Source organism: Bradyrhizobium sp. CCBAU 45384 (assembly GCF_028128665.1).
Classification (GTDB): domain Bacteria; phylum Pseudomonadota; class Alphaproteobacteria; order Rhizobiales; family Xanthobacteraceae; genus Bradyrhizobium; species Bradyrhizobium manausense.
In genome coordinates, this window is sequence record NZ_LBIZ01000119.1 from 1 (window position 1) to 25,715 (window position 25,715).

Genomic DNA, 25,715 nt, shown 5'->3' on the forward strand with positions numbered 1-25,715 from the left:
TTTCCTTGGAACGTTGAAGCTTCGCAACCTCAGCTTCCTCGGTTCAGACCAGATGGACAACCTCCTGAAACACCAAAGTTAGCTCAGCGGATGCGCGAAGCGCAGTCCGTTGAGCGTAACCCACCAACTTCGGTTGGCATTTGCGAAAAGCATGGTGGGTCACGCCGTGCGAACCGCGCTTTGCGGTCGCAGGGCTAACCCACCCTGCGACAGCGGTGGTTCACAGAGATCAGCTGCCCGGCGGCTTGTAGGACGCGCGCAGCTTGACCGCATTCTGCCGCACCTGCTTGATCTCGTCCTGGGTGAACAGGCGCGTCAGCTTCACGTTCTGCAGCGCACCTGTGGCGACGGTCAGCCCCGAAATCGCCGGTGCAATGCTCGGATCAGGCACGTCGAAGATCACGAGAACACCGGGCCCGTCGGCAGCAACGCTGTACATCGAGACCAGCTTGCCACCGCCGGCTTCGATCACCTTTGCTGCCGCTTCCTGGCGATTGGTCGTGGGGTTTTCCAGGATCGCATTGAGAGAACGCGGGGTGTATTGCCCTGTGATACAGAAATGCATGGCTGAATTCCTTCTGAACTCATGAAAATCTGGCCGCGACGAGTTGGTCGTCACGAGCGTAGGCTTGCGAACAATGATGGAGTACTTGCCCGCCGTGGGCACAAAGGCCGCCGGTTACCGACGAGATTTCGGCACACCTCGTTGGCGGCTCGTCCTGACGATACATCAGCCGGAGCAGGTGTGAAAGACGCCTTTCGCGTGCAGCCGCTGCAAGCGCGTCGGATGAGTTGCGCTCTTGCAAGTGCACTGTCACCGCATTTTTCGAAGGTGGTGAAGAAGCCGGGGTATCCGATGGGGATCATGGCGGCAGCGCGCGTTGCTCGCTCACATCACGCGGTGAAGCATGAACGCCGCCAGCAGCCACTTCAATTCGTCGTGGTCTTGCCACCGCGCATGGACACCAGCTTGTCCTCACGAAATCCGAGAATGAGCCATGCGGTCTCATCGAAACCGTGTGGGCGCTTTCCCGCGTGAGAATACACCATCTGGGCAGCTTCCGACTTCGACGGTGGTCCCAGCGCCGTGATGACCTGCTGACGCGACATACCCAAATGCAGCTTGCCGTCGAAGACGACGGGCGAGAACTTGTCCGGGATGATGGCGCAATCGGTCGAGGCGCTGGCGTCTTTCTCGGCGAGCTCCTCGACGATCTCCGTGACGCGATGGTCCGCGCCGCCCATCTCTCCGCTGGACATCACCCATATCAGATGCTGCGCGCGCCGATAACACAGCCAGTAGATGCTACCTGCAGCGTCGCCCTGCTGTTGCATGGTCCCCTCGCCCACGGCTTCGCTGATAGCACCGAGCGGCGTCTCCTCGAAGCGGCCGGCGAATCCGCCCAGCGAAAAGCGGGTCGCCAATCTCTTCGCGACCGTCGGCGGCACGCGCTCGAGCGCATGTTCGTCGAGTGGCGGCGGCGATGTCTGCGCGAAGCAGACATCCGCAGGAATCGCGAAAAGCAGAAGCAGCAGGAAGAGCGTCTTTGTCTGAACCATGCAGCTTAGTCGCGCTCGCTCGACAAGGGTTCAGTTGGCTTCCACCGTTCACTGCGAAGTCTTGATGGAGCCTTTGCCCTTCATCCAGCTGCGGGGAACCGTCGGAAGCGCATCTATAGGCCGGTCACCTGTCCTTTGACTTAGGTCAACATAGCGCCCGCCCGCGCAGTCCTTCTACTCGGGGGCGCAGGATACAAAGCTCAGGAGTGTGCCATGGGCAGCAAAGCAAGCTTTGCGGCGATCGCGCTGCTGGCGACGACTTCATCTCTCACCTTCGCAGCCGAGACGCTATCGACGGTGGGAGTAGCGCAGCCGAGCGCCGCCGACCTGAAAAGCCTGACGGACATGCGTGTCGGCATCGTCAAGGCCGCGTTGCAATTGACCTCCGAGCAGGAAAAACTGTGGCCGGCCGTCGAGGAAGCCATCCGCAACAGAGCGAAGAACCGGCAGGCTCGCCTGGAGCGGATCGCCGAACTGCATGACGACGCCACGGATCCCCTCCACCAAGGCAACCCGGTCGAGCTCATGCAACGCAGGGCGGACCGGCTGATTCAGCGCGGAGCCGATCTCAAGAAGCTCGCCGATGCCCCTGGGAGCCGCTCTACAAAACATTGAGTGATGATCAGAAGAGGAGAATGTCTTTTGCTTCCTATGTCGTCGTGCGGGGCATGCACGACGTGATCGAGCACAGCGTCGAAGCCGAGGACGACGACGATTAGAGCCATCCACATGGAGGTAGATCATGCTTCGATACATCCTCACTGCTTTGGCAGCACTCATTCTCGTGACCGCCAGTCTCGTTCCCGATGACGCGCTCGCCCGGCGAGGTGGCGGCGGTGGCGGGTACCGTGGTGGTGGCGGCATGCGCGCCGGGGGCTTTCATGGCGGCGGCATGCGCGGAGCTCACGTCCGCGGCGGTGCCGTTCATGCCGGGCGCATCCATGGTGGCCGCGGCTACCGCGTCGCCGGAGGTCCTCGGCCGTCGCATCCAATAGCGGGCCGGCCTGGTCGCCCCGGCTATCCCGGTCGTCCGATCGCGGGCCGTCCGGGCCGCCCAATCGCCGGCTACCCCGGATATGGTGGCGGCTACTATCGCCCCGGCTGGGGCTACGGTGCCGCCGCTGTGGGAGCAGCAGCCGCTGCAGGAGCTTACGGCTACTACAACAACTACAACAGCGGCTGTTACTACGACGCCTCTGGCAACTACGTCTGTCCCGGCCAATATCCTTACGGATACAGCTACTGACGAAATCGATCGGGCGCGGGCGGCGGGCTATACCGCCCCCGCGACGTCGAACGGCCGACATTCAAAAAAATCGGCGCGAAGCGTCCTGCACATTCAGCTGGTCCAGCTTCGTACCGTCAGAACGGCCGCTGCAAAGTCTTCAGGTGCTTCCCAGGGCAAATTGTGACCGCAGTCGACGACGCGATGTTCGTGGCGGCCGCTGAACATCGGCGCATGGCTGGCCGTTCCGCCCGGCTTCAGCGGGTCGCGGGTGCCGTCGAGTGTCACGCAGGGAACGCTGATCTTGGGCTTATCCGCGAGCCGCGCTTCAAGCGGATCCAGGTGTGGCTCGCCCGCTTCCGTTCCCAAATGGAAGCGATAGCAATGGATGAAACAACATCCACAAAGTCGGGGTTGTCGAATGAGGCGGCCGTCCGCTCAAACGTCGCATCATCGAATTGCCAGCCCGGGGACCATTGCGCCCACAGAATCCGGCAAAGCTCGCGCCGGTAGTTCGCAAGACACTCGCGCCCGCGCTCGCGCTGGAACAGGTGCTGATACCAGACAACTTGTTCAAGCGAGGGCTCGTAGGCGTGCCGCTGGCGCTCGACATCGGCGACGTCATAACCGGCGTAGGAGACCAGTCCCGTAACCCGCTCCGGCCACAACGCCGAAGCGACGCACGAGGCGAGGCCGCCCCAGTCGTACCCCGCCAGAATCGCGCGATCCAGTCCCAGACCGTCGAGCAGGCCGATGATGTCGGCAGCGAGCGCCGCCTGCTGACCGCTCCGCATGCGGTCGGCCGACAAGAAGCGCGTCGGCCCGAAGCCCCTGAGATAAGGCACAATGACGCGGGCACCCGCCTCAGTAAGTTTTGGGACGACGTCATCGTAGGCGTGAACGTCGTATGGAAACCCATGCGACAGCACCACGGGCCAACCACCAGCGGGGCCCTCCTCCAGATAGGCGATCTCGAGAATATCGGTGCGCACAGTCTTCAAGGTCGACTCCCCCGCTCATCTGAAGCCACAACATTCCCATCAATAGATAGGTGCAGGTTGCGTTCCAGGATTCGAGGGCGGAGCGCAGCCCTGCGGGTTGCAATCGGTCATGGGGAATGACGGTGATGCTGCTGGACTGGACTGCATCCCTGAAGTGAGACACGATCATGGCAGTGTCGGTGCATCGGATCGTCCGCCGCCAGCGTCAGTGACGTGCACCGCAATAAAATAGAAAACGGCAGGGAAGAAACGATGCAGCGAAAAAGAAATCTGGCGCCTGATAGTGCCATGGCTTGCCCGGCTCTCGTCGCAGCCATCATGGTCCTTGCCATCTCGCCGGCACGCGCCGAAGATTCAGCCAACATCCCACCTGCGCTCAAATGCGCTGACTTGACTAGCTGGAAGCTGCCGGGATCGACGGCATCTGTCACCAAGGCCGAGCTGGTGCCGGAGGCGCCGCCGGGCACCGTGCAGCCGTCGCCGCCGGCGCCGGCCACAATATCGGTTGCGCTTCCGCAAAACTGCCGCGCGGATGGCGTGATCGATCAGCGCGTGGGGGTCGAGGGCAAACCTTACGCGATCGGCTTTGCCGTCGCCCTGCCCGATCGCTGGAATGGCCGGTTTTTGTTTCAGGGCGGCGGCGGTTTGAACGGCTCGATCCGGCCGCCGCTGGGTTACCAGGCGGCCGGCGAGGTGCCGGCGCTGGCGCGCGGCTTTGCCGTCGTCTCGACCGACAGCGGTCATCAGGGCGCGGTGTTCGATGCCTCGTTCCTGAAGGACCAGGAAGCCGCGCTCAACTTCGCCACGGCATCCGTCGGCAAGGTGACGATGGCCGCCAAGGCGATCGTCGCGCATTACTATGGCCAGCCCGCAAGACGTTCCTATTTCACGGGGTGCTCGACCGGCGGCCGCGAAGGCATGCTGGCCTCGGCGCGCTATCCCGAACAATTCGACGGCATCGTCGCCGGCGCGCCTGCGATGCGCACCGGCAACTCCAATATCGGTCTCGCCTGGGCCAACGCTGCTTTCAGCAAAATCGCGCCGAAAGATGCGTCCGGCAAGCCGGACCCCGCCAGGACGTTTTCCGCTGATGAGCGCAAGCTGGTCACCAACGCGATCCTCGATGCCTGCGACGCCAAGGATGGCGTCAAGGACGGCCTGATCTTCGACGGCAAGGCCTGTCAATTCGATCCCGCCGTGCTCACCTGCAAAGGCGACAAGACCGATTCCTGCCTGGCCCCGCCGCAGGTCGATGCCATCAGGAAAGCTTTTGCCGGCCCGAAGAATTCACGCGGCACGCCGGTCTACCCGCCGTTCCCGTGGGACAGCGGCGTGGCCGCCGAAGGCGTTGCCATTCCCGGCATCCTGGCGACAGGCGCGCGCAGCCCGGTCGGGCCGCCTGTCTGGGAAAGCATCGACGTCGATCAACTCGAGGACCGGGTCAACGCGAGCGGGATGGATCGCCTCACCAACACCGCCTACTGGACCAACCTTTCGAGCTATTTCGGCCGTGGCGGCAAGCTGCTGTTTTACCACGGTGTGAGCGATCCCTGGTTCTCGGCGAACGACACCGTGAATTACTACGAGCGCATGGCGGCGGATTCCGGCGGCATGGAGATGGTGCGGGAGACATCGAGCCGGGCCTTCCTGGTGCCCGGCATGGGTCACTGCTCGAGCGGCGAAACGCTCGATCGTTTCGATCTGCTCAGCGCGGTCGTGAACTGGGTCGAAGACGGCAAGGCGCCCGATCAGGTGGTCGCGACCGGACCCGCCTTCCCCGGCCGCAGCCGCCCGCTCTGCGCCTATCCGCAACATGCGCAGTACAAGGGCCAAGGCGACCCGGAGAGCGCGGCGAGTTTTGAGTGCAGGTAGGGAGATGCGCGCGGTTATGCATTCAATTCATCTTGCAGAGACTTCGAATAGTGGGCGGCGGAAGCAATTGAGTGCACCGTAATTTTCTGCCCCGCTGTCACCGAAATTTTCGTGTCTCACTTCGGGGGTGCAGTCGAGCACTGTCACCGTAGTGAGGCTCTCAATCGTTCAGCGACTCCGCGATGACGTCAAACAGTTCGATAAGCGCCTTGCCGCCAAGCAACAGATCGTCGCTCTCGAAAACCCGCTTGTATTCGATGACGCCAGGAACCAACCGATCGAGAGTTTCCAAATTTGTGATCTCAAAGGCGAATTTCGGATCGTTCTCGCAGTAGATCTTGAAGATGATCGGCGGCCCGATGCAAAACGCATTCCCCCCGGTATCGACCCCAACTTCAAAAATCAGAGCATCCCCATCAGAGTCCGCGATCGTCTTCAGCCATCGATTGCGGCGGCGGGTGAAACCAAGCGCGGTACAGAATTCATCCGCGAAAGGAACAAAATCACGCTTGCTGCCGGACCAATTGGTTGGCTTGATACCCAAACGCTCTCTTTCGCGTTCATGTAGCCTCCGGAAGAAGGCGGTCTCACCTTCTCGAAATGCCGCGTCGAAGTAGATTTTCTTGTAGCGCTCGAACAAGCATGGGACCAGTGGCGGAGCTCGAAACGGCTCTTCGACGATCCTCTCGAGGAAAAGCCCGTCCAGAAGACGCGAGCGATACCGGGGCTGGATAACGAACTTCCGCGTGTCGGGATCGCCGCGTCCCAGCGATTGCATCGTTTCCAGAGCGACGTCATCCCAATATTGATTGAGAATATCGCTCTGGCCCTCGCCACAGAAACCTGCGACCCTTTCTTGCCACGCTCGGTGGAGCGAGTAGCCGCGTGCCTCGAAGGCAAGCTGTGTCGGACGTCGACCAGGCCAAGTTTCAACTCTGCGCAGAATCCGTTGTTCTTCCATTCGCCTCTATTCTTCCATCGGCATCGCGAATAGCAGCAACTGTGCACCAATTGAACCGCTGTCACCAGTATGTTGCCGGCTCCATTCATCGGACGTGCCGGGAAGCCGGCTCACATTTCATTGCGGTGACAGTGCACTAAACTCCACACGTCGTCGCCGTGCGGCCGCCTAACGGCCATTGTGAATTGCGCTTGCAGGATGGGTTGTGCCCCGCGAAACCCATCTCTTCTCGATTACCGCTCTCCGTAAACCCGAGATAACCCGTCAGCAACGTCAGCTTCCGCTCGGCTCGATTGACGGTGAAGAAGCCTCCCCACGAAACAAAGCCGAGGAGGTCCGCGGTCATGGGGCGGCACTACCACGCAACAAGAGCGATGGGTTTCGCAAGGGCTCAACCCGTCCTGCGGGCTGTATACCCTTGCAGCGGCTTTCGAATGGTGCCCCGGCGTCGCGTTTGCAGCGGCTTTCGAATAGTGCTCGGCGGATACCCAATTTAGGGCACTGTCACCGCAATTCTTCGATTCAATCGTGCTTCGACGGCGTGCTGCATTCTGTGTCTGATTGTGCATTCATGAATTTGGACATCGGTTACGTTTTCCGCTTCGCAAATTCTGCGCAAGGAAGCAGTGTCCAAATCTTCCCTTTGCGATACGTCGGAGGCGACCAAACCATGGATCAGCAGGACGAACAGACCGGCACTGAATATGGTGAAAATTGAAAAATTGCTCATCTCCTCACCTCTTAGGCGTCTCCCATTGGTCCCATAACGCAAACGTCTTTGCCGAGTTTTCCCGGTCTTCAAAATATCGTCAGCGTCGGATAGCGGTGGCACTGCAATCAAGCTTGGCTGGCTTCAGCAACCGCGCCGTCTGTTGCTCCAGCACTCGCTATGGGCGTTGCAGCAGAAGAAGTCTCTATCCAACCAAACAGTTTGACCGCAATTTTCCGACAGGCCCAACCCTGCCTCAGGTTCCCCGCCCCCTGCCCCTCCCCCCACTTTCCTGCTATCTCTCCCTCGCCGTTCCGGCCCAAAGCAAAACCCTCCGACCTAAAGGGAGCAACAACCATGCGTTATCTCCACACCATGCTGCGCGTGCGCAATCTCGATGTCGCGCTGAAGTTTTACCAGGATGCGCTGGGGCTGAAGGAGGTGCGGCGGATCGACAACGAGAAGGGGCGGTTCACGCTGGTGTTCCTGTGCGCGCCTGACGATCTCGAGGCACTGAAAAAGCAGCCGCCGACGCGCGGCGCGCCGCTGGTCGAGCTCACTTACAATTGGGACGAGGAGAAGTATGGCGAGGACCGCTTCTTCGGCCATCTCGCCTATGAGGTCGACGACATCTACGCCACCTGCGAGAAGCTGCAGAAGGCCGGCGTCACCATCAACCGGCCGCCGCGCGACGGCAACATGGCCTTCGTCCGCTCGCCCGATCTGCACTCGATCGAGCTGCTGCAGAAGGGCGAGCCGAAGGCGCCCGCCGAGCCCTGGGTTTCAATGCCGAACACCGGGCACTGGTAGGCGGCTATCAGCAGGAACAAGCGCTCGCGGCCGGCGTTGGCCCTCCGATAATGCTGATGGAGGAGAACGCGATGGGACGCGGAATTTTGCTGTGGCTGCTGGGTGTGCCGATCCCGGTGATCATTCTGTTGTGGCTGTTCTTCGGCCATTGATATCGGCGCAAACGCGCTTAGCGTTTGTCGCTCCAGCGCAACGCGTTTGCGTTTGTCGCTCCGGCGCAAACGCATCTTGCTGATGTCGCATTCGGCACCGCCGCAGTGAAAGCTCCGCTCGCCTGGGCGGAGCTTTTTGCATGAGGGGCGCGCGGCAATCGGCGTCGCTGCGTGCGGCGAATTCGGCTATCACCCGCGATAAATAAACTTGCGGGAGACGCTCGATGCCGGACACACAGCTGACGATCTGGGGCCGCGCCAATTCGGTCAACGTGCAGAAGGTGCTGTGGTGCCTGACGGAGCTCGCGCTGCCCTATCAGCGCATCGATGCCGGCATGGCCTACGGCAAGACCCGCGAGCCCGCCTATCTCGCCATGAACCCCAACGCGCGGGTGCCGACGCTGGTCGAGGGCGACTTCGCGCTGTGGGAATCCAATTCGATCATGCGCTATCTCTGCATGGCGCATGGGCGCGGCACGCCCATCTATCCGGAAGCGCCAAAGCTGCGCGCCGGCGTCGACCGCTGGCTCGACTGGACGCTGTCGATGGTGCAGCCGGTCGACCGCCCGGTGTTCTGGGGCATCGTGCGCACGCCGCCTGCCGAGCGCGACATGATCCAGGTGCAGAAGGATGCCGATGCCGCCGCCGAGGTCTGGGCGATCGCCGATCAGCTCCTGGCGAGCCGCCCCTACATGGAGGGCGACGCCTTCACGCTCGCCGATATCGCCGTCGGTGCCTATGCGCGGCGCTGGCTCGGGGTCGAGGGCATCACCCGTCCGGCGCAACCGAACCTGACGCGGTGGCTTGCCGGGCTCGCCAGGCGGCCCGGATTTGCCGAGCATGTGGCCCCGCCGATGTCATGAGCCGCGGGCGCGCTTAAGGGACGGACATCGCATGCCGAATTGCCGAAAGCGCGCAAAACACCCCGCGCCCGGCGTCTACTGTGCATGGGGTTGTTTTCACGTTTTGGTTTGAAGGGCCTAGTGCCAGCCGCGCTCGACCGTCACGACGATGGCGATCAGCGCCAGCGTCACCACCGCCGTGGCTATCCTTGCAGTCCAGGACAGCCCGCGGCCGACCCACCACAGCAGCGCGCAATAGATCAGCACGGGCATCAGAAGATCGAGCCGCACCAGATCCGGTGACATCGGGCTTTAGGGCCTGACCGTGGTGTCGACGCGAACCGCCCCGCCGATCTTCACGCAGGTGCCCTCCACCATGGTGAAGCCCTGGCCATAGGCGGCGCAGGCATTGGCCTTCGCTGTCCCGCTTGTGCCCTTGAGCGGCAGGGTCTTGGCGGATGGCTCGGTGGATGGCAGGCGCAGGGTCTCGGCGCCGGCGGCGGTGGTCATCGCGAGCGAGACGAGGATGAGGAGAGCACGCATGCGGCCCTTGTAGCGTGGCGCGCTACCTGGCGCCATCCGGACCGCCGCAGCGGTGGTTTCAGAGGAACCTGACGCCGGCCGACTTGCCGCGGCGCCAGACCACCTGGCAGCTGCGCCCGGTCCGCGCGTCCCGCGCAAAGGCCATCCGGATCACGCCCGGAAGCTGGCTGGCATCCTCGTCCAGCGTGATCCTGGCGCCCGAGGGCGAGATGTCCCGGACCAGGCAATGCCGCGCCGCGAATCCGCCGTCCAGCGTGATCCAGGCGTGCTGCGACAGCAGCTTGCGGGCTGCGCGCTTCTTGGGCTGAGGCATCGGCAAAAATATCTCCCGCGTCAGCGCTAGCGCAAGGAACCCTAAGAAACCGTTGAAATCGCGGCCCGAACCAGCCCCGGGCCTTCTATCCACCGCCGGCCAAAGAGCCTGCCGGAACGGCTTGCCCACGGCCGCAAAGGCCACTATACGTTCGCCCGCTGCAAGCCGCCGGGCACGACTCGGACGGCCAGCGGGCCTGTCGCCATCAGCGGCGTGGCCTTGCGTTTGCTCCCTTCGTCTATCGGTTAGGACGCCACCCTTTCACGGTGGAGAGAGCGGTTCGATTCCGCTAGGGAGCGCCACGCAGCCGGCCCGACCTAGATCGCCTTGATCTTGAGGAAGGCGAAAGCCACCATCTTCAGCAACATCCAGCCATGTCGAAACCTCGAGATCTGGGTCTCGCCATAGGTGCGCGCGGCGTAGCGGATCGGCAGATCCACCGATTTCAGATTGAGCTTCGAGGCGCCGAAGATCAGGTCGAAGTCGCCGAACGGATCGAAATCGCCGAAATAGGCCTTGCCGGCCTTCAGGCGCTGATAGTCGCTGCGGCGCAGAACCTTGGTGCCGCACAACGTGTCCGTGTAGCGCTGATTGAGCAGCCAGGAGAACAGATAGGAAAAGATCTTGTTGGCGATCAGGTTGAGGAAGCGCATCGCGCCATCATCCATGGGATAGACCAGGCGCGATCCGTTGATGAATTCGCCCTTGCCCGACAGCAACGCCTCGGCGAATTTCGGAATCTGCTCCGGCGGCATGGTCAGGTCGGCATCGAGGATCACCAGCACGTCGCCGCGCGCTGCATCGAAGGCGGTGAAGACGGCGTCGGCCTTGCCTTTGCCGGGCTGACGCATCACCTTGATGTCCTTGGACGGGTAGGCCTGTTTGACCCGCTCCATCTCCTCGAAGGTACCGTCCTGGCTGTGGCCTTCGACGAAGATGATCTCGATATCGTTGCAAAAATCGGGAATGCGTTGGACCGCAGGCTCGATATTGCCGCGCTCGTTGCGCGCCGGGACGACGACGGTAGCCGAGGCGAATTCTTCCCTCGCCTTGAGGCTGGAGCGCGCCACCAGATAGTGCCGCAACGCCAACTGGCGGATTCCCGGCAGCACGCTGACGAAACGATTGAGAAAGCGTCCGAGCCCGAACATCCGGACCGGTAAGAGCACCCGCTGCTCCGACTTCACCGGATCGAAATCCGCAAGCCTGGCAAGGCTGCGCAAATCAGGCGGCGACAGCACGTTCTGCTCGGGATGCGGCATCCGCAGGCCGACGAATTCGGCGAATTTGAGCACCGGGTACCAGAGATGGGAGAAGTAGCCGATCACCAGCCGCGTATCCCGGGTGCAGAGCGGATGGAGGTGGGCGATGAATTTCTGGCAATCCTCAAGCGAGCCGATCGTATCGAGGACGAGGATGTAGTCGAACGGGCCCTGCAGCGCCTCGAGCGTCACCGGGTCCTCGGCATCGCCCTCGACGAACATGAGATCAGGATGGCGCTGCCGCGCGATCGCAATTTGCTTGCGACAGAAATCGATTCCAACGCCATATGACGGCGCGAGGCTCGCAAGCGTATCACCGACGCCGCAGCCGATGTCGAGCACGCGACTCCTTGCGGGGATCAGAAACTGGAGATAGCGCTCATCCTCGTGGTGGAAAAAGCTATTCTTTTCCCGCCATGCCACGCGATCCGTAGCGATGCGCTCAGCGTGATCGAGAATGCCCGCTTTCCGCGGCGACAGGCAGCCGGACATCACGGTCATGTCCAATGCAAGCCACAGGCCTGGTTGAGCCCGCTCGAACTGAAACCAATCGCGAAACCAAACGCGGCTGCGCAAGACGACGCAGCCATGAAAATAGCCATCAACATGGTCCCCCCAGACCTCGCCGTACACAAGCGCAACTGGGAGACGAGATCAACAGGAAGATGGTCGGCGAGCAATGACGCGAGATCGGGCCTCGGGCCCGTGAAAATCCGCCATCCAGGCTTGAACCTCCCCGCCCCTCACCTCCGACCAACGTCGGAAGGAAACCGCCCCGCCCGCCGCGATGGCGTCACGGACGGCAAGATCGGTTCGGCCCATGGAGCAGCGCAAATCCACCAAGAACGACCAGTCGGGCGTCCCGTCGGCGACGAGCGCGCCTCCCACTTGGATGCATCGTGCGACGTCCTATTCGCCCGACCGGCGCGCCAAGATGCTGGAGCACATGGCGCGCGCCAGATCGGTGCCCCAGCATCAGCCCGCTGTCGCACCGGTGCCGGCACGAAAGAGTGGCCTGGACATCCTCGGCGATCTGTTCGGCTATATCGTCCTGTTCGGCGCGATCGCCATTCTGTGCATGTCGCGCATTCCCCTCTATCTCGGCGCGTTTCTGTTCTTGGCCGACGATGCGCGCATCGAAGGCGCCTTCGCGGCGGTCGGCGTCCGGTTCGAGCCCGATACGGTCGGGCCCGACCTCATCAAAGCGTTCGCGTCGTGGTTCGGATGGATCGCCCTGCTCGCGTGCTTGCGAACTTCCGCCCCGGTCTGGCTTGCGCCGCTCCTGCCGCCGTCGCAGTCGTGGGCCAACATCGCCGGCATCGCCCTTGCGCTCTCCGTGGTCGAAGCCCTCGGATCGCTTGCGATGCGACGTGCTCGGCTGCGGTTCGGATGGGAGGTCGGGCTCGACGGCCTGACTGTTACGACCATCAAATTCGTGATCGCCATCGGTGCGCTGCTGCTGGTGGTGCTGCTCGGCGCCGTTTGAAGACCTGGTCCGGTCCGGGCGAGGCCGCCCGTTTACCGGAAATTTACCCCTACTCCTGAGCTCCGGTATCATTTGCTTAGAATTCGATTGCTACCGTGGAAGTACGGAAACAATCCGAAACACAATTTGGGCGCCCATGTCCGTCGCAGAGTTCCTCAGGCAGCGTGCAGTGGAAGTGACGGTGGACGGCAGCTATTCGCTGCCGCGCTGGTATGATTGCGAGGGCAAGTTGCGAAACTTCGCCTGCCGCACCAAGCGTGTCTCGCCGTTCCGCATGATCGTGGACGTGCCGGTCGTCGGCAAGATCGGCGAGCGCGTGACCTCCTACTTCCAGGATTTCGGCGAATTCCAGGGCACCATCAGCGCAACGCTCAAGTCGGGCTTCCTGATGGAGCTCGAGATGACGCGGGCGCGTCGCGCCTGGATGTCGGAAAAGCTGACCTGGCTCGAGAAAAAGCAGAGGGATGAGAGCATCCAGGAGCTGCGGCGCGAGGCCCGCTTCGTTCCGCAGGCCTCCCACACCACTCTGACGCTGGCCGACGGCAGCGGTCATTCCTGCTTCATCATCGACGTCTCCACCGCCGGCGTCGCCATCTCCTGCGAATATGACCCGACGCTAGGTACCCCGCTTGCAGTCGGCGCCTGCGTCGGGCGCGTCATCCGAAAGTTCGACAATGGCTTCGCGGTGAAGTTCGCCGAGAAGCAGCAGCGCGACAACCTCGTCCGCTTGCTCGTGCGCCAGGCCGCGCCGCCGCCGGCTTGACGCCGAAGCTCAGCCTCCTGCGGTCAACCGACTTGCCCAACCGACTTGCCCAAGCGACTTGCCCAAGAGACTTGCCCAAGCATCGCTGCCCTATCCCGGCCCCAATGCAGGATCAGCCTTCGAGGGTCCGGCGCGCCGGACCGTCAGTTGCAGACTTGCGGTCGGGGGACCGGATGGCAGTCGACAGGATCACAGTTGACAAGATCACTTGGGACCGGGTCGGGCGGGTGACCGAGCCTGGACGCTACATGTACACATTCGGCTGGCTGACGATCACGGCCGGCGATCTGGATATCTGGAAGCAATACCCGCAAGCCGCATTCACGCTGCTTGCAAACGCTTCCGAGTTGGACCAGACCATCGCCGGGGAATTCCATCTAGGCGCCTTCGACGTCGCGCCCGACGCCCCATCGCCGCTCACCACGCATTGAGCGCCGCAAGCGGCGGCGTGGTCGTCTATGCGCTCAGCGCAGGCGAGAACGGGAACGCATGGCATGCGCATTGCTTAATATTTGCCATGATGCAGATCCCAGCCGTCGACCAGGCCTTCCTGCTGTTCCTTCTCGTCTCCTGTCTCGGCACGTGCCTCGTACGCGCCCTTTGGGAGTTGGAGCAGATCCGAGCCCGCCGAATTGCGTCACCGCCGCGCCAACGTGTAACCAAGCGCGACTAGGGACTCGCGCTGTCCGGGCGAGACTTCACGCTCGCCTCTGGACTCGAAGCCCGCAGACGTGCATCGTGAAGAAACTGGCGCACCACCTTGATCCACCTTGGCAATTCCGGTCCAACAACAACCGGGGAACGGTCACCAAGGACGCCAGGGCGGTCGTGTCATGCAGTTGATCGCGCTGGTATTCCAACACGTAGGGGTCCTGATGAATGCCAGCTGTCGCGCTTGTTAAGCGACGCGACAGCCAGTGCATGACAGATGGTCGCAACTGCCGCGAGTGGATAAGCCGGCCAAGGGAACCTATTTTCGACGCCGATGTACCTGATTGAAGCGTTACCCACCGTCATCGGAACGGCCGCCATCGCCCCGGCACTGCTGATGCTGTGGCTTGTGATCGCGGCCGAGGAACGTCCTGGACCGCCAGCCCAGGTCTGGACGGCGTTCCTGCTCGGCGCAGCCAGCATTTCGCTTCTCGGCCTCGCCCGGGCCCCGTTCGCCAAGATGGTCGCCGCGCCCGAAAATCCCTGGGCGGAGCTTGCGATGCATTCGGTCTTCGGCGTCGCGCTGCCCGAGGAGGCGGTGAAGGTGATCGCGATCGTGCTGGTCTCCTCGACCAAGCGGCGGACCTTCGCCAATCCCATGGATACCGTAGTCTACGGCGCCGCTGTCGGCCTCGGCTTCGCGGCGTACGAAAACCTCGCTTATCTGGTCCAGCACGCCGAGATGTGGCGATCGCTGGCGGCGCTGCGCAGCGTGCTCACCGTCCCGTTCCATGGCGCACTCGGCATCATCGCTGGCGCTTATCTGACGATCGCGCGTGCAGGCACGGCACTGGGCGCGAACCGCCATCACCGCGACTGGGCCCGCCTCTCCAGCCGCCTGCTGATCTTCGCCGGCCCGCTGGCACTGCATTCGGCCTTCGACTTCCCGCTGCTCACGCTCCAACGCATGCCGGACCTCGATCCTACCTTGCGAATGTGGCTCGGCGGCGCGAGCCTGCTGATCGGCTTCAGCTCGATTGCCTTCGCCATGCGTCTGGTGCGCCGCGTCGCACGCCATCACGCGCCCCGCACCGATATCGCGCGGGAACGTCTCAGCCAGCTGCGCCGGATGTGGGCGCTGTGGCTGGCGGGCGGCGGCGTCGGCTTCCTCGGCCTCGCCTTCGTGCTGACCTCGATCCACCACTGGCTCATCAACCCCGACCGCAATTTGACGCTGGCACTGATCCCGATCGGCTTCGTCTCGATTCTGCTCGGCCTTGCGCTGTTGGTCGTTACGACCGCGATCTACGTGCTCGGCCGCAACCGCATCCGCACAACTGGCGAAGGTTTTTCGTCAGCGCACGGCGGCGGTTGATCCATCGCATGGCAAGCGTCGTGTGTGCGTCCTAGATTGAACCTACATCTTTCGATCTGGAGCTTGCCGATGACGTCGCCTGAGAAATTTTCACGGCTGCAATCTGCGATGAGCAAGGCGGTCAAGGCGCATTGGAAGGCCTTTCTGTTCGAAGGCATTTTGCTCGCCGTCCTCGGCATTGCCGCGCTGATCCTGCCACCGCTCGCGAGCCTCGCCGTCACGATCTTCCTCGGCTGGATGTTCCTGATCAGCGGCATCGGCGGATTGATCGCGACCTATTGGGCGCGCGCCACGCCGGGCTTCTGGTGGTCGCTGATCTCTGCGGCACTCGCCGTACTTGCCGGCATGTTACTGCTGGCGCGCCCGATGCAGGCCGTGCTGACGCTGACCATCGTGCTCGGCGCCTATTTCCTCGCCGAGGGCGTCACCACCATCATGTACGCCCTGGAGCACCGCCGCGAGCTGAGCGGGCGCTGGTCGTGGCTGCTGATCTCGGGCCTGGTCGACATCGCGATCGCGTTCATGGTGATCACGGGACTGCCTAGCTCGGCAGAATGGGCCATCGGCGTGCTGGTCGGCATCAATCTTTTGTTCGGCGGCGCCACCCTGATCGGCATGGCGCTGGCGGCGCGCAAGAGCAGCAGCTGAGGCACCTGGCCCATGTGCGCCGATTGGGGGGTGACAACTCGCTGGCGGCGCGCTATATGACCGGCCATGATCACCGTCGCCACCAGCTATTTTTGGTACTTTAGCTACGACAGCTTGCTGGCGGCAGGAGGATCGCGCTCAATCTAAGGTATTGAAGCCAAAGTCCGAACAGCCGCCAGACCTGGCGGCTTTTTTATTGGCCGGCAGGTTCTCGAAACAGACAGGAGCCCGCCGTGCTGAGCACGACCGACGATCTTCGTATCCGCGAACTGAAAGAGCTGAGCACGCCCGAGGACGTGATGCGGGAGGTCCCGCGCACCCTCACAGCCACGCGTGTGGTCATGGCGGCGCGCAACGCCATCCACGCCATCCTGGGCGGCCAGGACGACCGGCTGCTGGTCGTCGTCGGTCCCTGCTCGGTGCACGATCCCAAGGCGGCGCTCGACTACGCCGAGCGCCTCGCTAAGCTGCGCGAAGACCTCGCCGACCAGCTCGAGATCGTGATGCGGGTCTATTTCGAGAAGCCGCGGACGACAGTCGGCTGGAAGGGCCTGATCAACGACCCCGATCTCGACGGCAGCTTCGACATCAACAAGGGCCTGCGCCTCGCGCGCAACGTGCTCTCGGCCGTCAACAATCTCGGCCTCCCCGCCGGCACGGAATTTTTGGACATGACGACGCCGCAATACATCGCCGACCTCGTCTCCTGGGCTGCGATTGGCGCGCGCACGACCGAAAGCCAGATCCATCGCGAGCTGGCCTCGGGTCTGTCCTGCCCGGTTGGGTTCAAGAACGGTACCGATGGCAACGTGCGCATCGCGGCGGACGCGGTGAAGTCGGCCTCGCATCCGCATCACTTCATGGCGGTGACGAAGCTTGGCCGTTCGGCGATCGCCTCGACCGCGGGCAACGAGGACTGCCACATCATCCTGCGCGGCGGCGCCAAGCCGAACTACGACGCGGCAGGCGTTGCGGCAGCGTGCAACGAACTTTCAAAATCAGGCGTCGCGCCGCTGGTGATGGTGGATGCCAGCCACGCCAATTCGAACAAGAAGCCGGAAAACCAGCCGCTGGTCATGGCCGACATCGCGGGCCAAATCTCGGGCGGCGAGAATCGCATCATGGGCGTGATGATCGAGAGCAATCTCGTCGCGGGCCGTCAGGATGTGGTACCGGGCAAGCCGCTCGTGTACGGCCAGAGCATTACCGACGGATGCATTGATTGGGCGACAACGGCCACCGTGCTCGAGCAGCTCGCTGATGCGGTCGAAATCCGCCGCAACACTGCTCGCGCCGGACTGCACGAGCGCTCCGCGTAATCAGGGACAAACGCGGGCGGGGCGACGCTGCTCGCGCCCTGCCCGCTCTTGTTGCTAGCAGCCGCGGCAGATGCTCTTGATCTTCTTGTCGAGCGCCAGGTTTTCCTTGCTCAGGGGATCGTTGGGATCGCTGCTGATATTCTTTTCGTTCGGAACGTCGCCGGCACGGGGCTGTCGATGGCCGACGGGCGCCTGCGGCACCGATCCCGAGCTTGCGCCACCTGACGTCGATCCCTTGGCGGCGGGTTGGGCAATCGCCGCTCCGCCAAGCAAGACCACGAGCGATGCCGCCACCATGATCTTCTTCATATCCGTACCTCCATTCCTCAAACCGCCGTCCCCCTGACCCGCTCACGTTTCGGGTGGATAGAGATGAACATCGCCGCAATAGTCGACGATACGATAGCGCGTTTCCGTCATCGCATCACCAGCATCGACTGCGGTATTTTGTGCCGCCAACACATAATTCGGCCCGATCGGTGATTTGCCGACGCCGCCGGGAATGTCGATCACGTATTCGGGCTGACACAGTCCTGACACCCGTCCGCGCAGCTGCCGCATCAAGTCCTGCCCTTGCGCCAGCGTTGTCCGAAGATGCGCCGTGCCCGGCGCGAGATCGCCGTGATGCAGATAGTAGGGCTTGATCCGGCATTCGACGAAGGCCCGCATCAAATCCGACAAAGCGGCGACGTTGTCATTGACGCCGCGCAAAAGCACGGACTGGCTCACCACGGGAATCCCGGCATCGACCAGGCGCGCGCAGGCGGCGCGGGCCGTATCCGTCAGCTCGCGTGCATGGTTGGCATGCAGCGCGACCCAGGTGGTCGCGCCCTCGACCTTGAGTGCTGCGACCATGTCCTCGCTGATACGCGCAGGGTCGGCCACGGGCACGCGGGTGTGAAGACGGATGATCTTGACGTGATCGATTGCAGCAAGATCAGCCATGATCTCGCTCATGCGACGCGGCGACAGCATCAGGGGGTCGCCGCCGGTCAGGATCACCTCCCAGATCTCGCTATGCGTACGGATGTAGTCGATCGCCGCGCGATAGGCGCTGTCCGAGAGCGCGTTCTCCTTGCCGGGACCGACCATCTCGCGGCGGAAGCAGAAGCGGCAGTAGACCGCGCAGACATGGACGAGCTTGAACAGCACGCGATCGGGATAACGGTGCACGATGCCCGATACGGGCGAATGCGGGTGGTCGCCGATCGGATCGGCATTCTCGCCCGGCTGCATCTGGAGCTCCGCAGCGGCCGGAACGAACTGGCGCGCGATCGGATCATCGGGATCGGCGGGGTCGATCAGATCGACCAGCGCCGGCGTGATCGCAACTGCATAACGCGCGGCCACGCGCTCCAGCGCGGGCAGCGCCGTGACAGGCGCGAGGCCCGCAGCCACGAGTTCGGCCGGCTCGCGCAATGTCTTTGCAAGATTGGTCTTGGTCATCTCTCATCCGCAGGTGGTGTCCATACCACCTGATCAATCCGTGTTGCGCCGCTCGCCAGCATCACCAGCCGGTCGAAGCCGAGCGCGACGCCGCTCGCCTCAGGCATTTGGGCGACGGCGGCCAAAAAGTCCTCGTCCAGCGGATAGGCCTCGCCGTAGCGACGCTGCTTCTCTGCCATCGACTCCGTGAAGCGCTTGCGCTGCTCCTCGGCGTCGGTCAATTCGCCAAAGCCGTTGGCGAGCTCGACGCCGCAGGCATAGACCTCGAACCGTTCTGCGACCCGTGAGTCGTCCGTCTTCACCCGCGCCAGCGCCGCCTCTGGAGACGGGTATTCGAACAGAATGGTCAAACGCCCCCGCCCCAGATGCGGCTCGACATGTTCAACCAGGACCTTGCTGAAGATGTCCGACCAGGTGTCGTCCTCGGCGACCCGGACCTTGCCGTCGGCCGCTTGAGCGAGCGCGGACCGGTTACCGCTGTTACCCGAGATTGTCGATAGCAGGTCGATTCCAGCGAAGCGCTCGAACGCGCCGGCAACTGTCAACAGCTCCGGCTCGGCGAATGGGTCGGAGGTGTGGCCCCGGAAGGCGAAGGTCCCGATTCCGGTCGCCTGGGCCGCACTGGCGATCACGACCACCGTGTCCGCCATGATAGCATCATAGGGCGCCCCCGCCCGGTACCATTCCAGCATGGTGAATTCGGGCAGATGCAGGTCGCCGCGCTCGCGGTCCCGGAATACCCGGGCGAACTCGAAAATCCGTTGCTCGCCGGCGGCCAGCAGCTTCTTGCAGGCGAATTCGGGCGAAGTCCGCAAGTATCGGCTGGCTCGGCTGCCGTCGGCGCGGATGATCTCGGTCCGGGGGGCGTGCAGATGGGTCTCATTGCCCGGGGAGACCTGGAGAACCGAGGTTTCCACCTCGACAAAGCCCTGCTCGGCGAAAAAGCCCCTGACAGACCCGGTAACGGCCGCCCTGGCCTGGAGGAACGGCCGCCGGTCGAGGTGCCGCGAGGGGGTCCAGAACGGCGATATCGGCTTGTCCCCAGCCATCAACCGAACGTCCCCTGGACCAGCAAAGTGCTGGCATCCAACGGCAAAATCAGTATGTTGCGGCCCGAAACGGGCGCCGAGGTCTGATTTGAGGCCCCAAGTCCCCCATCGATTTGACCACGTCCTGGCCTGAGCCGGGCCAAGCAAGCAGGAAATACAGCTTTGAGAGTCATCGCCAGTTCTATTCGCAAGGGCAACGTGATCGAGCAAGACGGCAAGCTCTATGTCGTCGTGAGCGCCGAGAACATCCATCCCGGCAAGGGCACGCCGGTCAGCCAGATCGAAATGCGCCGAATCTCGGACGGGGTAAAGATCTCCGAGCGCTACAAGACCACCGATCAGGTCGAAAAGGCGACGATCGAAGAGCGCAACTACACCTTCCTGTATGAAGATGGCGACGGCTTCCACTTCATGAACCCCGAGACCTTCGATCAGGTCCAGGTTTCCAAGGACGTCGTCGGCGATGCCGCCGCCTATCTCCAGCCAGATATGACCGTCAAGCTGTCCATGCACGACACCAACCCGGTGTCGATCGCGCTGCCGCAGCGCGTGACGCTGGAGGTGGTGGACACGGAGCCCGTGACCAAAGGCCAGACCGCCTCCTCGTCGTACAAGCCGGCGGTGCTGTCCAACGGCGTCCGCACCACCGTACCGCCGCACATCACGGTCGGCACCCGCATCGTGGTGATGACCGAAGACGGCTCCTACTCCGAGCGCGCCAAGGACTAAGCCAGGGGCTGGCCAAGGGATCGGGGATCAGGGCAAGTGCCGCCGGGGGGCGAGACAGTGGTTGGGAAGAGTTTCCGCTTCGTCTCGCTGTTTCTGGCGTCGCTCGCACTCCTCACCGCCACGCCGGTCGCTGCGGACGAGATCCGGAGCCCGTCCCTCACAGCCCTGCGCGTCGATTGGCGCGCAGCGCTGGACCAACTCCGCACCGAGATCAACAGCCGCCCGCAGATCGCGGGCGATTTCATCTTCGTGCCGCGTCGGTCGGTGCCGCGTTTTGATCCGCGGGGGATGCCGGCGCTGGTGCAGCTCAATGCGATCTCCTCGCAATTCTATACCGGCATCGCCCGCAGCTCGGTTCCCGTGCTGCTGCCGTTCGATGCTGCCGCCTATCTCGAGGCGCAACGCAACGGTGCCCCGGCCACATCAGTGCTTTCGCGCTATCAGGCCGATTTCAATCCCGTCGACATGTTCGACGCCGGCCCTGCCGGTTACAGCGCAACGTTTTCACTCGAGCCCGGTGCCGGCGACGGCATGCCGGCCCGCGTGTTCGCAAAGCCGGTCGAGATTCAAATCACGGGATCTGCCCTCGTCTACGACATCGCCGATCCCGCCGGCGGCAAGGGCGAGCCGGTCAAACCGCTGGCATCCATCTATCCGGATCTGCGGAAGTTCATCCGCGAGGGCTATGTGCGCTACGCCTTCACGCGGTTTGGTGTGGCCTATGTGGTGTCCATTCAGTGCCTCGACAGCGTCGCAAAACCGCGGCGGCTGGCGTGCAAGGAGGCCTATCCGGTCGCCGAGCGCTTCCTGAAGGCGCTCCACGTCACAGGCGGCCAGCGCATGCGGCCGCTGATGGACGTTGCCTCCTACGTGATCGATCGCCCCGCCGCGCGCTCGGCGGATTTCGGCTACCGGCCCAGCGGCGACATCATCCCGAACACCGGCTATCGCAAACAGGGGGGCCACCCTGATGTGATGGCCTATGCGCAGATCCGCTTCCCGCTCGAGAAGGCGCCGGCCTTCGTGCATTCGCAATCCTACGCCAAGCGCAACAAGGATGACCGCCCGACCGCCTATCCCTGGCGTGACAATTTCTGCGAGTCCCGCAGCTTCGAGGTCTGGCAATGCGGCGGCGGCTTCGGTCACCAGGGCGAGGACATCCGCGCCGCCGACTGCCCCTCGCCCGGCGATGCCCGCGAGCCCTGCGATCCCAAGCAACGCGGCGTCGTTGCCGTGCGCGACGCCATGGTGATCCGGACCTCCAAGGATCAGGCTGCGACGCTTGAAGTCAACAGCCGCACCGAGCACATCCGCTTTCGCTACATGCACATGAATCCGCAGGCGTTGAACGCCGACGGGGTGATCAACGGCCGCATCGTCGCCGAGGGCGAGAAGATCGGCGTGATCTCGAACTATCTCGATCATCCCGCAGGCACGTCAATGCACCTGCATTTCGACGTGCAGGTGTTCACTCGTGACGGCTGGATCTGGGTCAGCCCCTACGTTACGCTGGTCTCGGCTTATGAGCGCCTGATCCGCGCCCGCGGGCGCGAGATCGGCACGGAGATCGCCGGCACCCCGCAACCGGTCGCGCACGCGCTGCCCGAGGACGTCGTCAAGCCCGACCTGCGCGAGGGATCGAGCAGCGAAGAGAACTGAACGGCCGGCACCCGCCGCCGCGCTTCGATGACCCGTCAATGCCAGCGCCCCGGGCGGCCGGATCGGATTTCGGACCCGCCCCGCACCGCCAGACCTTCCACTGGCCCCAGAATTGCTTTGCTCCCTCCCGGACAAACAGGACGAGGGGAAGCACATGCGTTATCTCACCACGGTGGCTATTCTGGCCACTGCTCTCGCTGCGCCGATACACGCGCAGGAACTGACCGGCACGCTGAAGAAGATCAAGGACACCGGCGCGATCACGCTCGGGATACGCGACAGCGCCGTGCCCTTCAGCTACATCGACGACAAGCAGAAGATCGTCGGCTACGCCGTCGACATCTGCATGAAGATCGTCGACGAGATCAAGACCGAGCTCAGGCTGGACAAGCTCGAGGTCAACGAGAGCATCGTCACGTCATCCACTCGCATCCCGCTGATGGCGAACGGCACGGTCGATCTCGAATGCGGCTCGACGACCAACAACGCCGACCGCCAGAAGCAGGTATGGTTCACCAACACGCATTTCCTCACGGCAAGCCGCTTCGTGTCCAAGAAGGCGCTGAAGCTCGATCAGGTCGACGATCTCAAGGGCAAGGCCGTCGTCTCGGTCGCCGGCACGACCAACATCAACCAGCTCACCAAGGCCAACCTGGCCCGCTCGCTCGGCATCACCGTCATGAGCGCCAAGGATGTCCCCGAGGCGTTCCTGATGGTCGAGACCGACCGCGCCGCGGCTTTCGTCATGGACGATATCCAGCTTGCGACCATGATCGCCTCTTCGAAAGACCCGTCGCTCTACGCCATCAGCAACGGCGCGTTCTCCGATCCGGAGCCGTATGGCATCATGCTGCGCAAGGATGACGTGCCGTTCAAGACGGTGGTCGATCGGGCGACCGCAAACCTCTACAAGAGCCCAGAAATCGAAAAGATCTACAACAGATGGTTCATGGAGCCCGTGCCGCCGCGCGGCCTGAACTTCCACGTCCCGATGCCGGCTTCGCTGAAGAAGTCGTTCGAAAATCCGTCCGACAATCCGGATCCCGCGTCTTACGGAGGCTGAGGATAATTTACGCGGCCCGGATGGCGCGTAACGACATCCGGACTATGGCGGTCAGTCCAGATACGTCGTCAGTTCGGCGCCCTCATCCGCCACGAACACGGCGATCAGTTCGGCAGGCTCCGTGATGCTGGCATTTGCGGAGACCAGATGCGTCGCGCCCGGCGGCTCGAAGAAGGACTGCCCGACGCCGAACGTCTCGACCGGACCGCCACCGAGCCGGGAGCGGATCTCGCCCTTGGTGATGTAAGCGGTCACTGAACCCGCATGCCGGTGCGGCCGCGAAAACCCGCCGGGACCGTAGAACACGCGCACGATAGTGACGCGTTTGCCCGGCACATTGGGCAGCGCGTAGGAGCCGATCGGCTCGACCTTGTCGAGCGGCGAGCTTTCTGCAGCGGTCGCACAGAGCGGCGAAAGCGCGCCTGAGACCGTATCCATCGTCACCGGCAGCGCCTTGCCAATCGCGAATGCACAAGCAAGCCCGCCGACGATGGCCAAAACCATCGATCGCGATTGACGTGGCGCGGCCGCCAAACTCAAAGCCGTCATGGTCATTTCCCTCGCTTGACTCAGGATGCTGCGGCATTGGCCGCGACCTGCCGCTTCGGCGGCGTCCAGCGAAAGGCCGCGCCAAAACGGTTCCAGACATTGATCGAGGCAATGGCCGACGTCAGGTACATCAGTTCGGTCTCGGAGAATTCGCGCTGCACCTCGTCGTAGACCTCGTCGCCGAACCGATCGGGCAGCAGGGTCAGAGCCTCGGCCCAAGCCAGCGCGGCACGCTCGCGCGCGGAATAGATCGGTGCCTCGCGCCAGACGGCGACCAGGTGGAGCTTGTCCGCAGGTATCCCGAGCCGCTCCGAGAGAAGAACATGATGCTGCACACAAAAAGCGCAACCATTGATTTGCGAGGCACGTAACTTGACCAGCTCGAGCAGTTGCTTGTCGAGCCCGGCCTTCGCCGCGACCTGACCGAGTGCCAGCACCAGATCATACGCATCGGGCGCGACCCGCTTGAAATCCTCGTATTCGCTGCGCGCGTGTGACATTGCGGTTCGCCTCGTGATATTGTAAGACTACTTATATCTTATAAGAGCTCGTATATTATGCGCAAGCTGGCCAGCATCACGAAATCGAAACCGGAGCGGAGGGCATCCGGCGAGGAGGTCGCGGTGCGTGTTCCCGCGCCCGGCGAGGGCAAGCGCGGCGAGCAGGGCTATCTTGGCTACCTGCTACGCCAGGCCCACGCTGCCGTCCGGCTGAAGATGGAACGGACACTGGCCGATCTCGGCGTGACCTCGCCGCAATTCGCCGTACTGACCATGCTGAATGCCTATCCGGGCCTGTCAGGCGCCGACGTCGCCCGCCTCACCTTCCTGACGCCGCAGACCGTCGGCGTGATCATCCGAAACCTCGAGCGCGACGGCGCGATTGTGATGACGCCGCATCCCGTCCATGGCCGTATCCAGCAATGGACGCTGACACCGCGCGGATCGACACTCCTGAAGGCTTGCAGAGAGCGCGTGATCGGGTTGGAGAAGCGTCTGGCCGGTAGCCTCGATGCCAAGGCGGAGGCAAGCGTTCGCCGCTGGCTCGCCAATGTCGCGACGGAGCTGCAGGAGGACTAGGCGAGGCTAGTCACAGCGTCCTCCGTCCCCGCCACCATCGAAACCGCCGAAATCACCGCCCGCGGCGCCGTCCCCTTGGATGCCGCGGCCAAAATTCTCGGCGATGATCATCAGGACCACGACCAACAGCCCGGCGCCAAACGGCCAGGGATTGGCATGGATGATGTCGAACAGTTCGCGCATGGACGCATCATGCGCAGACAGAAGCGAACCGAGCGTAAATCGACACGCTTAAAAATGGGGATATCCAGCGCGGCGCAGGCGCGGCCTATCCGCCCTTCAACTCTTTTTTGACCTCACCGTCCGGCCAGTCTTCGCCTGCGGCGATCACGCGGACGCGGCTTTGGTCCGTGCCATTGATCAGCACATGCGAACTCACCCGGTCGCCGCTCTGCTCCAGGCGCAAATCCGTTTCAGGTTTCCAGCTCAGCGTTGTCGCGAGATCGCCAGGGAAAATCCGCCAGCACGATCCGTCGTCGAGCTCGACGACATGGCTCTCCGCATGCGCGCGTATCTGCATTCGACCTCGAATATTCCGATGAACCAACCATCTTCGAAAGGAATGCAAGAGCGCGACCCTTTGTTCCGGAGGAACGGCCGGTTCCGCGCGTTCCAGGAACCGGCTCACAGCAGCCATGTTTCCCGCTAG

32 protein-coding genes, 1 tRNA gene and 1 pseudogene are annotated in these 25,715 nt (G+C 63.1%); 18 read left to right on the top strand and 16 right to left on the bottom strand.

Features of this window, described 5'->3' with window-relative positions; translation table 11 throughout:
• Window positions 1–229: 229 nt before the first annotated feature.
• Both XH80_RS36475 and XH80_RS36480 read right to left on the bottom strand, forming a co-directional pair.
• Window positions 230–565 (bottom strand): GYD domain-containing protein, encoded by a 336-nt coding sequence (locus XH80_RS36475; RefSeq protein WP_057754711.1) that lies wholly within the window; start codon window positions 563–565, stop codon window positions 230–232.
• A 365-nt stretch (window positions 566–930) separates the two neighbouring features.
• Window positions 931–1,560, bottom strand: coding sequence for a hypothetical protein (locus tag XH80_RS36480; RefSeq protein WP_271602799.1), 630 nt, complete (start codon window positions 1,558–1,560; stop codon window positions 931–933).
• Window positions 1,561–1,773: 213 nt separating this feature from the next.
• On the opposite strand from XH80_RS36480, the gene XH80_RS36485 reads away from it, so the two are divergent.
• Both XH80_RS36485 and XH80_RS36490 read left to right on the top strand, forming a co-directional pair.
• On the top strand, window positions 1,774–2,175 hold the full coding sequence (locus XH80_RS36485; protein ID WP_271602800.1) for a Spy/CpxP family protein refolding chaperone: 402 nt from the start codon (window positions 1,774–1,776) through the stop codon (window positions 2,173–2,175).
• 127 nt (window positions 2,176–2,302) lie between these two features.
• On the top strand, window positions 2,303–2,806 hold the full coding sequence (locus XH80_RS36490) for a hypothetical protein (protein WP_271602801.1): 504 nt from the start codon (window positions 2,303–2,305) through the stop codon (window positions 2,804–2,806).
• A gap of 93 nt (window positions 2,807–2,899) precedes the next feature.
• On the opposite strand, the gene XH80_RS43785 is transcribed toward XH80_RS36490, so the two are convergent.
• Entirely contained in the window at window positions 2,900–3,073 is a 174-nt protein-coding gene (locus XH80_RS43785; protein WP_333968913.1) for an alpha/beta hydrolase, read from the bottom strand.
• Window positions 3,070–3,777 carry an alpha/beta fold hydrolase gene (locus XH80_RS36495; protein ID WP_333968935.1) on the bottom strand — a complete coding sequence of 236 codons (708 nt, stop codon included), beginning with the start codon at window positions 3,775–3,777 and terminating at the stop codon, window positions 3,070–3,072. The genes XH80_RS43785 and XH80_RS36495 overlap by 4 nt, the downstream gene beginning before the upstream one ends.
• 327 nt (window positions 3,778–4,104) lie before the next feature.
• On the opposite strand from XH80_RS36495, the pseudogene XH80_RS44160 reads away from it, so the two are divergent.
• Together XH80_RS44160 and XH80_RS44165 are read left to right on the top strand one after the other, a co-directional pair.
• A pseudogene (locus tag XH80_RS44160) lies at window positions 4,105–5,121 on the top strand (tannase/feruloyl esterase family alpha/beta hydrolase); the annotation flags it as partial.
• Between the two features lie 120 nt (window positions 5,122–5,241).
• Window positions 5,242–5,658 carry a tannase/feruloyl esterase family alpha/beta hydrolase gene (locus tag XH80_RS44165; protein ID WP_442869202.1) on the top strand — a complete coding sequence of 139 codons (417 nt, stop codon included), beginning with the start codon at window positions 5,242–5,244 and terminating at the stop codon, window positions 5,656–5,658.
• Between the two features lie 160 nt (window positions 5,659–5,818).
• On the opposite strand, the gene XH80_RS36505 is transcribed toward XH80_RS44165, so the two are convergent.
• On the bottom strand, window positions 5,819–6,619 hold the full coding sequence (locus tag XH80_RS36505; protein ID WP_271602803.1) for a hypothetical protein: 801 nt from the start codon (window positions 6,617–6,619) through the stop codon (window positions 5,819–5,821).
• A gap of 205 nt (window positions 6,620–6,824) precedes the next feature.
• Between XH80_RS36505 and XH80_RS36510 the strand changes: the two genes are divergently transcribed.
• The 3 genes from XH80_RS36510 to XH80_RS36520 all read left to right on the top strand — a co-directional run bounded on the left by XH80_RS36510 (window position 6,825) and on the right by XH80_RS36520 (window position 9,153).
• Complete coding sequence (locus tag XH80_RS36510; RefSeq protein WP_271602804.1) at window positions 6,825–7,337, top strand: hypothetical protein; 513 nt, start codon at window positions 6,825–6,827, stop codon at window positions 7,335–7,337.
• Between the two features lie 348 nt (window positions 7,338–7,685).
• Window positions 7,686–8,138 (top strand): VOC family protein, encoded by a 453-nt coding sequence (locus XH80_RS36515; protein WP_057754696.1) that lies wholly within the window; start codon window positions 7,686–7,688, stop codon window positions 8,136–8,138.
• A 376-nt stretch (window positions 8,139–8,514) separates the two neighbouring features.
• Window positions 8,515–9,153 carry a glutathione S-transferase family protein gene (locus XH80_RS36520; RefSeq protein WP_271602805.1) on the top strand — a complete coding sequence of 213 codons (639 nt, stop codon included), beginning with the start codon at window positions 8,515–8,517 and terminating at the stop codon, window positions 9,151–9,153.
• A 117-nt stretch (window positions 9,154–9,270) separates the two neighbouring features.
• Here the strand turns inward: XH80_RS36520 and XH80_RS36525 are convergent, their stop codons facing one another.
• The 3 genes from XH80_RS36525 to XH80_RS36535 are packed head-to-tail and all read right to left on the bottom strand — an operon-like array spanning window position 9,271 to window position 9,988.
• The gene (locus XH80_RS36525) at window positions 9,271–9,438 is read right to left on the bottom strand and encodes a hypothetical protein (protein ID WP_271602806.1); all 168 of its coding nucleotides are present in this window, start codon (window positions 9,436–9,438) and stop codon (window positions 9,271–9,273) included.
• A gap of 6 nt (window positions 9,439–9,444) precedes the next feature.
• Window positions 9,445–9,675 carry a porin gene (locus XH80_RS36530; protein ID WP_271602807.1) on the bottom strand — a complete coding sequence of 77 codons (231 nt, stop codon included), beginning with the start codon at window positions 9,673–9,675 and terminating at the stop codon, window positions 9,445–9,447.
• 58 nt (window positions 9,676–9,733) lie between these two features.
• Complete coding sequence (locus XH80_RS36535; protein ID WP_057754690.1) at window positions 9,734–9,988, bottom strand: PilZ domain-containing protein; 255 nt, start codon at window positions 9,986–9,988, stop codon at window positions 9,734–9,736.
• A gap of 227 nt (window positions 9,989–10,215) precedes the next feature.
• Between XH80_RS36535 and XH80_RS36540 the strand changes: the two genes are divergently transcribed.
• Window positions 10,216–10,290: transfer RNA gene (locus XH80_RS36540), tRNA-Glu, on the top strand.
• A gap of 15 nt (window positions 10,291–10,305) precedes the next feature.
• Here XH80_RS36540 and XH80_RS36545 read toward each other — a convergent pair.
• Entirely contained in the window at window positions 10,306–11,751 is a 1,446-nt protein-coding gene (locus XH80_RS36545) for a glycosyltransferase (RefSeq protein WP_271602808.1), read from the bottom strand.
• A 319-nt stretch (window positions 11,752–12,070) separates the two neighbouring features.
• On the opposite strand from XH80_RS36545, the gene XH80_RS36550 reads away from it, so the two are divergent.
• The 6 genes from XH80_RS36550 to XH80_RS36575 all read left to right on the top strand — a co-directional run bounded on the left by XH80_RS36550 (window position 12,071) and on the right by XH80_RS36575 (window position 17,492).
• The gene (locus XH80_RS36550) at window positions 12,071–12,736 is read left to right on the top strand and encodes a hypothetical protein (protein WP_271602809.1); all 666 of its coding nucleotides are present in this window, start codon (window positions 12,071–12,073) and stop codon (window positions 12,734–12,736) included.
• A gap of 136 nt (window positions 12,737–12,872) precedes the next feature.
• Complete coding sequence (locus XH80_RS36555; protein ID WP_271602810.1) at window positions 12,873–13,499, top strand: PilZ domain-containing protein; 627 nt, start codon at window positions 12,873–12,875, stop codon at window positions 13,497–13,499.
• A 173-nt stretch (window positions 13,500–13,672) separates the two neighbouring features.
• Window positions 13,673–13,930, top strand: coding sequence for a hypothetical protein (locus tag XH80_RS36560; protein WP_271602811.1), 258 nt, complete (start codon window positions 13,673–13,675; stop codon window positions 13,928–13,930).
• Window positions 13,931–14,484: 554 nt separating this feature from the next.
• Entirely contained in the window at window positions 14,485–15,525 is a 1,041-nt protein-coding gene (locus XH80_RS36565) for a PrsW family glutamic-type intramembrane protease (RefSeq protein ID WP_271602812.1), read from the top strand.
• A 69-nt stretch (window positions 15,526–15,594) separates the two neighbouring features.
• Window positions 15,595–16,173, top strand: coding sequence for an HdeD family acid-resistance protein (locus tag XH80_RS36570; protein ID WP_271602813.1), 579 nt, complete (start codon window positions 15,595–15,597; stop codon window positions 16,171–16,173).
• A 233-nt stretch (window positions 16,174–16,406) separates the two neighbouring features.
• On the top strand, window positions 16,407–17,492 hold the full coding sequence (locus tag XH80_RS36575; RefSeq protein WP_271602814.1) for a 3-deoxy-7-phosphoheptulonate synthase: 1,086 nt from the start codon (window positions 16,407–16,409) through the stop codon (window positions 17,490–17,492).
• A 54-nt stretch (window positions 17,493–17,546) separates the two neighbouring features.
• Here the strand turns inward: XH80_RS36575 and XH80_RS36580 are convergent, their stop codons facing one another.
• From XH80_RS36580 to epmA, 3 genes are read right to left on the bottom strand one after another with little or no spacing between them, the layout of a single operon-like run.
• Window positions 17,547–17,801: a hypothetical protein gene (locus tag XH80_RS36580; RefSeq protein WP_057754665.1), complete on the bottom strand. Its 255-nt coding sequence runs from the start codon at window positions 17,799–17,801 to the stop codon at window positions 17,547–17,549.
• 42 nt (window positions 17,802–17,843) lie between these two features.
• Window positions 17,844–18,938: a lysine-2,3-aminomutase-like protein gene (locus tag XH80_RS36585; protein ID WP_271602815.1), complete on the bottom strand. Its 1,095-nt coding sequence runs from the start codon at window positions 18,936–18,938 to the stop codon at window positions 17,844–17,846.
• Window positions 18,935–19,987, bottom strand: a complete 1,053-nt coding sequence (epmA, locus tag XH80_RS36590) for an EF-P lysine aminoacylase EpmA (protein ID WP_271602816.1) — start codon at window positions 19,985–19,987, stop codon at window positions 18,935–18,937. The genes XH80_RS36585 and epmA overlap by 4 nt, the downstream gene beginning before the upstream one ends.
• A gap of 162 nt (window positions 19,988–20,149) precedes the next feature.
• Between epmA and efp the strand changes: the two genes are divergently transcribed.
• The 3 genes from efp to XH80_RS36605 all read left to right on the top strand — a co-directional run bounded on the left by efp (window position 20,150) and on the right by XH80_RS36605 (window position 23,438).
• Complete coding sequence (gene efp, locus XH80_RS36595; protein ID WP_057754657.1) at window positions 20,150–20,716, top strand: elongation factor P; 567 nt, start codon at window positions 20,150–20,152, stop codon at window positions 20,714–20,716.
• Between the two features lie 36 nt (window positions 20,717–20,752).
• Window positions 20,753–22,375, top strand: coding sequence for a M23 family peptidase (locus tag XH80_RS36600; protein WP_271602817.1), 1,623 nt, complete (start codon window positions 20,753–20,755; stop codon window positions 22,373–22,375).
• Between the two features lie 154 nt (window positions 22,376–22,529).
• Window positions 22,530–23,438: an amino acid ABC transporter substrate-binding protein gene (locus tag XH80_RS36605; RefSeq protein ID WP_271602818.1), complete on the top strand. Its 909-nt coding sequence runs from the start codon at window positions 22,530–22,532 to the stop codon at window positions 23,436–23,438.
• Between the two features lie 51 nt (window positions 23,439–23,489).
• Here the strand turns inward: XH80_RS36605 and XH80_RS36610 are convergent, their stop codons facing one another.
• Both XH80_RS36610 and XH80_RS36615 read right to left on the bottom strand, forming a co-directional pair.
• On the bottom strand, window positions 23,490–23,987 hold the full coding sequence (locus tag XH80_RS36610) for a cupin domain-containing protein (RefSeq protein ID WP_271602819.1): 498 nt from the start codon (window positions 23,985–23,987) through the stop codon (window positions 23,490–23,492).
• A 20-nt stretch (window positions 23,988–24,007) separates the two neighbouring features.
• Window positions 24,008–24,487, bottom strand: coding sequence for a carboxymuconolactone decarboxylase family protein (locus XH80_RS36615; RefSeq protein WP_271602820.1), 480 nt, complete (start codon window positions 24,485–24,487; stop codon window positions 24,008–24,010).
• 57 nt (window positions 24,488–24,544) lie between these two features.
• On the opposite strand from XH80_RS36615, the gene XH80_RS36620 reads away from it, so the two are divergent.
• Window positions 24,545–25,066 carry a MarR family winged helix-turn-helix transcriptional regulator gene (locus XH80_RS36620; protein WP_442869198.1) on the top strand — a complete coding sequence of 174 codons (522 nt, stop codon included), beginning with the start codon at window positions 24,545–24,547 and terminating at the stop codon, window positions 25,064–25,066.
• 6 nt (window positions 25,067–25,072) lie between these two features.
• On the opposite strand, the gene XH80_RS36625 is transcribed toward XH80_RS36620, so the two are convergent.
• Window positions 25,073–25,249 (bottom strand): hypothetical protein, encoded by a 177-nt coding sequence (locus tag XH80_RS36625; protein WP_271602821.1) that lies wholly within the window; start codon window positions 25,247–25,249, stop codon window positions 25,073–25,075.
• 85 nt (window positions 25,250–25,334) lie between these two features.
• Entirely contained in the window at window positions 25,335–25,586 is a 252-nt protein-coding gene (locus tag XH80_RS36630) for a hypothetical protein (RefSeq protein WP_271602822.1), read from the bottom strand.
• Window positions 25,587–25,715: the final 129 nt, after the last annotated feature.

Coding starts and splice junctions, on each gene's coding strand:
- XH80_RS36475 (WP_057754711.1), bottom strand. CDS start 565: ATGCATTTCTGTATCACAGGGCAATACACCCCGCGTTCTCTCAATGCG.
- XH80_RS36480 (WP_271602799.1), bottom strand. CDS start 1,560: ATGGTTCAGACAAAGACGCTCTTCCTGCTGCTTCTGCTTTTCGCGATT.
- XH80_RS36485 (WP_271602800.1), top strand. CDS start 1,774: ATGGGCAGCAAAGCAAGCTTTGCGGCGATCGCGCTGCTGGCGACGACT.
- XH80_RS36490 (WP_271602801.1), top strand. CDS start 2,303: ATGCTTCGATACATCCTCACTGCTTTGGCAGCACTCATTCTCGTGACC.
- XH80_RS44165 (WP_442869202.1), top strand. CDS start 5,242: ATGGATCGCCTCACCAACACCGCCTACTGGACCAACCTTTCGAGCTAT.
- XH80_RS36505 (WP_271602803.1), bottom strand. CDS start 6,619: ATGGAAGAACAACGGATTCTGCGCAGAGTTGAAACTTGGCCTGGTCGA.
- XH80_RS36515 (WP_057754696.1), top strand. CDS start 7,686: ATGCGTTATCTCCACACCATGCTGCGCGTGCGCAATCTCGATGTCGCG.
- XH80_RS36520 (WP_271602805.1), top strand. CDS start 8,515: ATGCCGGACACACAGCTGACGATCTGGGGCCGCGCCAATTCGGTCAAC.
- XH80_RS36525 (WP_271602806.1), bottom strand. CDS start 9,438: ATGTCACCGGATCTGGTGCGGCTCGATCTTCTGATGCCCGTGCTGATC.
- XH80_RS36530 (WP_271602807.1), bottom strand. CDS start 9,675: ATGCGTGCTCTCCTCATCCTCGTCTCGCTCGCGATGACCACCGCCGCC.
- XH80_RS36535 (WP_057754690.1), bottom strand. CDS start 9,988: ATGCCTCAGCCCAAGAAGCGCGCAGCCCGCAAGCTGCTGTCGCAGCAC.
- XH80_RS36545 (WP_271602808.1), bottom strand. CDS start 11,751: ATGACCGTGATGTCCGGCTGCCTGTCGCCGCGGAAAGCGGGCATTCTC.
- XH80_RS36550 (WP_271602809.1), top strand. CDS start 12,071: ATGGAGCAGCGCAAATCCACCAAGAACGACCAGTCGGGCGTCCCGTCG.
- XH80_RS36555 (WP_271602810.1), top strand. CDS start 12,873: ATGTCCGTCGCAGAGTTCCTCAGGCAGCGTGCAGTGGAAGTGACGGTG.
- XH80_RS36560 (WP_271602811.1), top strand. CDS start 13,673: ATGGCAGTCGACAGGATCACAGTTGACAAGATCACTTGGGACCGGGTC.
- XH80_RS36565 (WP_271602812.1), top strand. CDS start 14,485: ATGTACCTGATTGAAGCGTTACCCACCGTCATCGGAACGGCCGCCATC.
- XH80_RS36570 (WP_271602813.1), top strand. CDS start 15,595: ATGACGTCGCCTGAGAAATTTTCACGGCTGCAATCTGCGATGAGCAAG.
- XH80_RS36580 (WP_057754665.1), bottom strand. CDS start 17,801: ATGAAGAAGATCATGGTGGCGGCATCGCTCGTGGTCTTGCTTGGCGGA.
- XH80_RS36585 (WP_271602815.1), bottom strand. CDS start 18,938: ATGACCAAGACCAATCTTGCAAAGACATTGCGCGAGCCGGCCGAACTC.
- epmA (WP_271602816.1), bottom strand. CDS start 19,987: ATGGCTGGGGACAAGCCGATATCGCCGTTCTGGACCCCCTCGCGGCAC.
- XH80_RS36605 (WP_271602818.1), top strand. CDS start 22,530: ATGCGTTATCTCACCACGGTGGCTATTCTGGCCACTGCTCTCGCTGCG.
- XH80_RS36610 (WP_271602819.1), bottom strand. CDS start 23,987: ATGACGGCTTTGAGTTTGGCGGCCGCGCCACGTCAATCGCGATCGATG.
- XH80_RS36615 (WP_271602820.1), bottom strand. CDS start 24,487: ATGTCACACGCGCGCAGCGAATACGAGGATTTCAAGCGGGTCGCGCCC.
- XH80_RS36620 (WP_442869198.1), top strand. CDS start 24,545: ATGCGCAAGCTGGCCAGCATCACGAAATCGAAACCGGAGCGGAGGGCA.
- XH80_RS36625 (WP_271602821.1), bottom strand. CDS start 25,249: ATGCGCGAACTGTTCGACATCATCCATGCCAATCCCTGGCCGTTTGGC.
- XH80_RS36630 (WP_271602822.1), bottom strand. CDS start 25,586: ATGCAGATACGCGCGCATGCGGAGAGCCATGTCGTCGAGCTCGACGAC.